The following is a 6,521-nucleotide window of genomic DNA, read 5'->3' as shown; positions in this document are numbered from 1 at the left end:
CGACTCAAGCCCTGGTCATCATTGGCCGCAAGCTGGCGCGCATCGCCTTTTCGCTCATGAAAAACCTGAGCGAATACCAGTCAAAAGCGGTTTTGGGGGCTTCCCCAAAACCATAGAATCTCCCACAGGAATCCGCGTACGCCTCGAGGATCAGGTCGGCTGTCAGGCCGCCTCGCTTTGCTTTGATTTTGATCTTAGGCGCCCCGTTAAACCACGCTGGCCGTCATCCGATATTGATTTGGGGGGTAACCCGGCAGGACGCCGGGTTAGCCGCGCTGGGCCATGGATGGCCCATCGCGGCGGCCCCCCAAATCAATGTCGGATGACGGGCACACCGAGCCTAGGCGAGGTGCCGAGTGGTGGGGCAAGAGCCCTTTTGGTTACTTTTGGGGCTCTTTTCCAAAAGTGACCCGCCGTAAGGGCGGAACCAATAGCCGCCATAACCGCAACAACGGATATGTACACAACCCCAGAAAAGAGTTGTGTAGATACCTATGCTGCGATAGCGCTGGTTCAGTTAACCGATATTTGACTGACCCACCGCCATCGCAGGCCAGCCCGCTCCCACATTTTAATCAGTGTTCAGCTTGGTAATGGCATTGACCAGCACGTCGATGTCCGCCGCCGACGTCACCACCCCCGGCGTCACGCGTATGCAGGTACCAAACGCTGCCCCACTGCGCAGGGTGGTAAACAGGTTGTATTCATTAAGCAATCGATCCGCCATCACCTGTTGATCGCGCCCGTTGAACTTGAACGCCGTAATCGCGCAATACAACCGTGGATCATCCGAGGTCAGCACCTCGATCCCCGGCAATGGCCGTACCTGGCTCACCCACAGGTCACGCAGGTATTTCACCCGCGCCCCCTTGGCCTGCGCGCCGCCCAGGGTCCGATGCTCTTCGAGCACCAGCGGCAAGGTCATCAGCGCTGGAAAGTTCGGCGTGCTGTAGGACGTACGGGCGCGCACGTCGCTGGCTGGGTAATGGAACTCGCCCATGTCCGGGTCAATGTCCGCCAGCCGCTGCGGGGCGATATAGAGAAAGCCCAGGGTCAGCGGTGCACCGATCCACTTGTGCAGGTTGAAGCCGGCGAACGAGATGCCCAACTGGGCCAGGTCGAAGTCGATCTGGCCAAGGGCATGGGCGCCATCGAGGATGATTTCGACGCCATATTCCCGCGCAACCTGGGCGATGGCCTCCACCGGCATGACCAGGCCGGTGCGGTGGGTGACATAGGTCAGCGCCATCAGCCTCAGGCGTGGGTAGCGGCTGAAGGTGTCGCGATAAGTCTGCAGCAGGCTGTCGAAACTGGCCGGATGGGCGTGGGACACTTCGATCACCTCTACACCCCGGTAGCCGGCGAGCCAGCGCATGGCGCCTTTGACCGTGTCGTATTCCAGATCGCTGATCAGCACCTGGTCGCCCGGCTGCAGGCGGTTGTAGTTGCGGATCAGCGACTGCAGGGCTTCGGTGGCATTGCGGGTGAAAGCAATCGCTTCTGGGTCGACGTTGACCAACTCGGCCAGTTGCCGGCGAATCTCGACATGTTGCCCTTGCTCGAAGCGCTGGCGCACATGCACCGAGTTGCTGCGATTGATGAAGGCCACGTGCTCCTGATACTGGGCCAACACGGCCCGGCTCATGCGGCCAAAGTAGCCGTTTTCCAGGTTGATGGGGCTGGGCTCCAGGTCATAGCGCTGGGCAATGGCCTGCCAATAGGCTTCGTCGCGGGTGTGGGGCATGGGCGGGCTCGGTTAGTGGCGCGGGGCGGGTTTACCGTGTTTGGCGCGTAGCGGTTCCAGCAGTTCGGACAGGCCGTTGTGGTCGATTTCCTGCATCAAGGCCAGCAAGCCGCCGAGTTCACCGTGGGGGAACCCTTCGCGGGCAAACCAGTTCAGGTACGGGCCGGGCAGGTCGGCAATGATCCGGCCCTTGTACTTGCCGAACGGCATTTGGCGGGTGATCAGCAGTTCGAGTTTTTCGGGGTTCATACGGGCTTCAGGCAATCAGGAGGATGCCTTGGAAAATACAGGCATTCTGCATGAAGGCCAAATGACAGATCATGCAAATAAAGCGGATACATATTTGAGGGATATTTATAACTTGTTGAAAAATAAAGAATAAATATTGATTCAAGACCTGGCACGGGCGCTGCAACTACCCCAATACCTTTCTAAACCCGCGAAGGAATTGAAAAATGACTGATATCAACAAAGAGTCGATCTCCGTACTCAATGACCTGATCGAAACCAGCAAAGACGGCCAGGAAGGCTTCAAGACCTGCGCAGAAGACATCAAGCACCCTGAGCTCAAGGCGCTGTTCATCAAGCGTTCCGCAGACTGCGCGTCGGCGGCTGCCGAACTGCAAACGGCGGTGCGGGCCTTGGGTGGCGATCCGGAAGATTCCGGCAGCGTGGCCGGCGCACTGCACCGTGGCTGGGTCGACGTAAAGTCGATGGTCACCGGCAAGGACGAAGAAGCGGTACTCAACGAAGCCGAGCGCGGTGAAGACCACGCACTGAAGGCTTACAAAGAGGCCATCGAGAAAATCAACAAGCACAACCTGGTCGGTATTCGTGACCTGGTTGAGCGCCAGTATCATGGTGCGCAACGCAATCACGACCAGGTGAAAGCCCTGCGTAACCAGGCTCGCGCCCAGTCCTGAGCTGCGCCGAGGTAACAAATGTGGGAGCAGGCAAACCTGCTCCCACTGGTAATTGCGACGTACCCCGATACAAATGTGGGAGCTGGCTTGCCTGCGATAGCGGTTGATCAGTCGATGTATGTATCGACTGAAATGACGCCATCGCGGGCAAGCCCGCTCCCACATTCTTTATTTCACATGCCTGATCAGCCGATGCTGATCGCCGGCAACTCGGTCAAGGTCACAACCTGCTGTTTGCGTGGCGCGAGGATCTCGGCTTCGCCATCCACCACCAACTCATCACGCTGGTTGAACACCTGGGTGGCAATCCGCACGCGGAACTTGGGCAGCTTCTCGAGGATTTCCAGACGTACGGTCAAGGTGTCGCCGATTTTCACCGGCTTCTGGAAGCTCATCTGCTGACCGATATAGATGGTGCCCGGCCCAGGCAGCTCACAAGCGACTGCCGCGCTGATCAAGGCGCCGCTGAACATGCCGTGGGCGATCCGCTCCTTGAACATCGTCGCCTTGGCGAATTCGGCATCCAGGTGCACCGGGTTATGGTCGCCGGACATTGCCGCGAACAGCTGGATATCGCGCTCTTCCACGGTTTTGCTGTAGGTGGCTTTCTGGCCAACTTCGAGGGCTTCGTACGGAGTGTTGGTAACCTGGGTCATCTGATCCTGCATCCTGTGGCTAATCGGTAATCTTAATTCGTTGATTTTAAACGAAAATATTTATGCGTTCACTCGCAGCGCGCCGGCCGGCGATGGTTCACGGCCTGGGCCATCCAGGCCAGCACATCAGCGGTGACCGCATCGCGGTTGGTTTCATTGAAGAGTTCGTGGCGCGCCTGCGGGTAGATGTTCACGTGCAGGTTCTGGCAGCCGGCATCGCGCAATGCGTTGGCCAGGCTGGTGAGACGCTTGCCTTCACTGACCGGATCACATTCGCCGCCCATCACCAGGATTGGCAGGCCCGGATCAATCTGTTTGAGATTGGACGCTTTGCTGATTTGCTGCAAGCCACCCAGCAGGTCGATCCATAGCTGGTTGGTGCAACGAAAGCCGCACAGGGGGTCGTTGATGTACTTGTCCACTTCGTCCGGGTCGCGGCTCAGCCAGTCAAACGCCGTGCGGTTGGGCTTGAAGGCCTTGTTGAACGAGCCAAACGACAGAAACTCGATCAGTGCGCTGCGGCCCCTGAGGCCCTGGCGCAGGCGTTCGGCCCGGGCGATCAGGCGGGCGGCGCGGTACAGGGCCACCGGCTGGAAGTTCGACCCACTGAGAATCGCCCCGTGCAGGCTGGCACTGTGATGCAACAGATAGGCCTGGGCGATATAGCTGCCCATGCTATGGCCCAGCAGGAGGATCGGCACACCGGGGGCTTGCTGGCCGATGTGCTGGTTGAGCGCGGCCAGGTCACCTACCACTTTGTTCCAGCCATCGCGCTCGGCAAACAGGCCCAGGGTGCCTTCATCGGCGGTACGGCCATGGCCGCGCAGGTCCGGGGCGTACACGCCGTAGCCGGCATCACACAGGGCCTGGGCCAGGCGCGCATAGCGGCCGCTGTGCTCGGCCATGCCATGGGCCAGCATCACCAGCGCCGTGGGCGTGCCGTCCGGTAGCCACTGGTTGACGTACAGGCGGCTGCGGTCGTTCGCGGTCAGCCAGAAAGTGGTGTGGTTCATGGCGCTTCCTTTGCTCAGGGTCGTTGCAGTGTATAGCTCATCCGAGGGCCGGCGTCTGATCACCCGCGGCCTCAGGGGCAAGATTCATACAATCAATGACACGTTTTAGTGTATTTGCCTGTTTGGCCATAGCTGCTAACGTCCCCGAAGCTCCGCTTCCCTTAAACAGCCGGAAGCGGTCGGGCACACTCGGGTAAGAGGACAAGAATAATGCAACCTGATTTCTGGAATGACAAACGCGCAACAGGCGTTCCCAATGAGCTTGACCTGTCGGCGTACAAGTCAGTAATCGAAGTCTTCGAGCGTTCCTGTAAAGCCTTTGCCGACCGTCCGGCATTCAGCAACATGGGGATCACCCTGACCTACGCCGACCTGGAGCGCCAGAGTGCGGCGTTCGCCGGCTACCTGCAACACCACACCGATCTCAAGCCGGGCGACCGTATTGCGGTGCAGATGCCCAACGTCCTGCATTACCCGATTGCCGTGTTCGGCGCCTTGCGCGCCGGGCTGGTGGTGGTCAACACCAACCCGTTGTACACCCCGCGGGAAATGCGCCATCAGTTCAAGGATGCGGGCATTCGTGCGCTGGTCTACCTCAACCTGTTTGGTTCCCGGGTCCAGGAAGTGGCGGCCGACACCGAGATCGAGTACCTGATCGAAGCGAAGATGGGCGACTTCATGCCCGCCGCCAAGGGCTGGCTGATCAACACCGTGGTCGACAAAGTGAAGAAGATGGTCCCGGCCTACAGCCTGCCTCGGGCGGTGTCGTTCAAGCGCGCCTTGCGCATGGGGGCGGGCCTGGCCGTGACCCGCCACCCGATAACCCTCGATGACATCGCCGTGCTGCAATACACCGGCGGCACCACCGGCCTGGCCAAGGGCGCGATGCTCACCCACGGCAACCTGGTAGCCAACATGCAGCAGGTGCGGGCGTGCATGTCCCAGCTGCGTGAAGACGGGCATCCGCTGGTCAAGGAAGGGCAGGAGGTGATGATCGCGCCGCTGCCGCTGTATCACATCTATGCCTTTACGGCGAACTGCATGTGCATGATGGTTACCGGCAACCACAACGTGCTGATCACCAATCCACGGGATATCGGCGGCTTTATCAAGGAATTGAAGAAGTGGCGGTTTACCGGGTTGCTGGGGCTCAACACACTGTTTGTCGCCTTGATGGAGCACCCGGATTTCAAGACCCTGGACTTCTCCCACCTGAAGATCACCAACTCCGGCGGTACCGCCCTGGTCAAGGCCACTGCCGAGCGCTGGAAGCAGATCACCGGCTGTTCCATCGGCGAAGGCTACGGCCTGACTGAGACGTCGCCAGTGGCCAGCACCAACCCCTACGGTGATCAATCCCGCCTGGGTACCGTGGGTATTCCAGTGCCGGGCACGGCGATGAAGGTTATTGATGACGCCGGCGTCGAGTTGCCGATGGGCGAGCGGGGCGAGTTGTGCATCAAGGGCCCGCAGGTCATGAAGGGCTACTGGCAGCAACCGGCGGCCACTGCCGAGACCCTGGACGCCGAGGGCTGGCTCAAGACTGGCGATATTGCGGTGATCGACCCCGACGGTTTTGTGCGCATTGTCGACCGCAAGAAAGACCTGATCATCGTCTCGGGCTTCAATGTGTACCCCAACGAGATCGAAGACGTGGTGATGGCCCACCCGAACGTCGCCAACTGCGCGGTGATCGGCGTGCCTGACGAGCGTACCGGCGAGGCGGTGAAACTGTTCGTGGTGGCGCGGGCCCAGGGTGTCAGCCTTGAGGAGCTGAAGACTTACTGCAAGGCCAACTTCACCGGCTACAAAGTGCCCAAGCACATTGTGTTGCGCGACTCGCTGCCGATGACGCCGGTAGGCAAGATCCTGCGCAGAGAGCTTCGCGATATCGCCTGACCTGAATTGATGCGATTCAAATGTGGGAGCTGGCAAGCCAGCTCCCACATTTACGGTGTACACCCTTAAAGTAGAGCGGTTTCGCAGGTTATAGAATCTTTGCTCTAAAAATGACTACTGCATATTCTTGAGTCATGTTTATGACTGTAGGGCCCTCTTTTGGCTCTAGGCGGCCCTTGGCAAAGCTGCTACTCTCGGCGCGCTTTGTGACCTCTCGGCCTGCTTGAAACAGCCGGAATCACCTAAAAACACACAAATAATAATCGCATCAAATGCGGTGAATGAA

Annotated in this window: 6 protein-coding genes; 2 read left to right on the top strand and 4 right to left on the bottom strand. The window is 59.3% G+C overall.

Annotated elements, in window-relative coordinates:
• Positions 1-571: 571 nt before the first annotated feature.
• Both HBO24_RS28560 and HBO24_RS28555 read right to left on the bottom strand, forming a co-directional pair.
• Positions 572-1,744 carry an aminotransferase class V-fold PLP-dependent enzyme gene (locus HBO24_RS28560; RefSeq protein WP_170060793.1) on the bottom strand — a complete coding sequence of 391 codons (1,173 nt, stop codon included), beginning with the start codon at positions 1,742-1,744 and terminating at the stop codon, positions 572-574.
• Positions 1,745-1,756: 12 nt separating this feature from the next.
• Entirely contained in the window at positions 1,757-1,993 is a 237-nt protein-coding gene (locus tag HBO24_RS28555) for a DUF3820 family protein (protein ID WP_008056784.1), read from the bottom strand.
• A 206-nt stretch (positions 1,994-2,199) separates the two neighbouring features.
• On the opposite strand from HBO24_RS28555, the gene HBO24_RS28550 reads away from it, so the two are divergent.
• Complete coding sequence (locus HBO24_RS28550; RefSeq protein ID WP_057439949.1) at positions 2,200-2,667, top strand: PA2169 family four-helix-bundle protein; 468 nt, start codon at positions 2,200-2,202, stop codon at positions 2,665-2,667.
• Positions 2,668-2,852: 185 nt separating this feature from the next.
• Here the strand turns inward: HBO24_RS28550 and HBO24_RS28545 are convergent, their stop codons facing one another.
• Positions 2,853-3,323 carry a MaoC family dehydratase gene (locus tag HBO24_RS28545; RefSeq protein WP_032862565.1) on the bottom strand — a complete coding sequence of 157 codons (471 nt, stop codon included), beginning with the start codon at positions 3,321-3,323 and terminating at the stop codon, positions 2,853-2,855.
• Positions 3,324-3,391: 68 nt separating this feature from the next.
• Positions 3,392-4,336 carry an alpha/beta hydrolase gene (locus HBO24_RS28540; RefSeq protein ID WP_057960484.1) on the bottom strand — a complete coding sequence of 315 codons (945 nt, stop codon included), beginning with the start codon at positions 4,334-4,336 and terminating at the stop codon, positions 3,392-3,394.
• Positions 4,337-4,546: 210 nt separating this feature from the next.
• On the opposite strand from HBO24_RS28540, the gene fadD2 reads away from it, so the two are divergent.
• The gene (fadD2, locus tag HBO24_RS28535; protein WP_057439948.1) at positions 4,547-6,235 is read left to right on the top strand and encodes a long-chain-fatty-acid--CoA ligase FadD2; all 1,689 of its coding nucleotides are present in this window, start codon (positions 4,547-4,549) and stop codon (positions 6,233-6,235) included.
• Positions 6,236-6,521 lie beyond the last annotated feature (286 nt).

Origin of the sequence: Pseudomonas sp. WS 5410 (assembly GCF_012985645.1) — a bacterium.
GTDB classification, from domain to species: domain Bacteria; phylum Pseudomonadota; class Gammaproteobacteria; order Pseudomonadales; family Pseudomonadaceae; genus Aquipseudomonas; species Aquipseudomonas shahriarae.
Note: the sequence above shows the minus strand (reverse complement) of the source record. Positions and strands in the feature narration are given on the sequence as shown.

What these genes read in the sequence shown, in the direction of transcription:
- HBO24_RS28560 (WP_170060793.1), bottom strand. Translation starts at nt 1,744, where the DNA reads ATGCCCCACACCCGCGACGAAGCCTATTGGCAGGCCATTGCCCAGCGC.
- HBO24_RS28555 (WP_008056784.1), bottom strand. Translation starts at nt 1,993, where the DNA reads ATGAACCCCGAAAAACTCGAACTGCTGATCACCCGCCAAATGCCGTTC.
- HBO24_RS28550 (WP_057439949.1), top strand. Translation starts at nt 2,200, where the DNA reads ATGACTGATATCAACAAAGAGTCGATCTCCGTACTCAATGACCTGATC.
- HBO24_RS28545 (WP_032862565.1), bottom strand. Translation starts at nt 3,323, where the DNA reads ATGACCCAGGTTACCAACACTCCGTACGAAGCCCTCGAAGTTGGCCAG.
- HBO24_RS28540 (WP_057960484.1), bottom strand. Translation starts at nt 4,336, where the DNA reads ATGAACCACACCACTTTCTGGCTGACCGCGAACGACCGCAGCCGCCTG.
- fadD2 (WP_057439948.1), top strand. Translation starts at nt 4,547, where the DNA reads ATGCAACCTGATTTCTGGAATGACAAACGCGCAACAGGCGTTCCCAAT.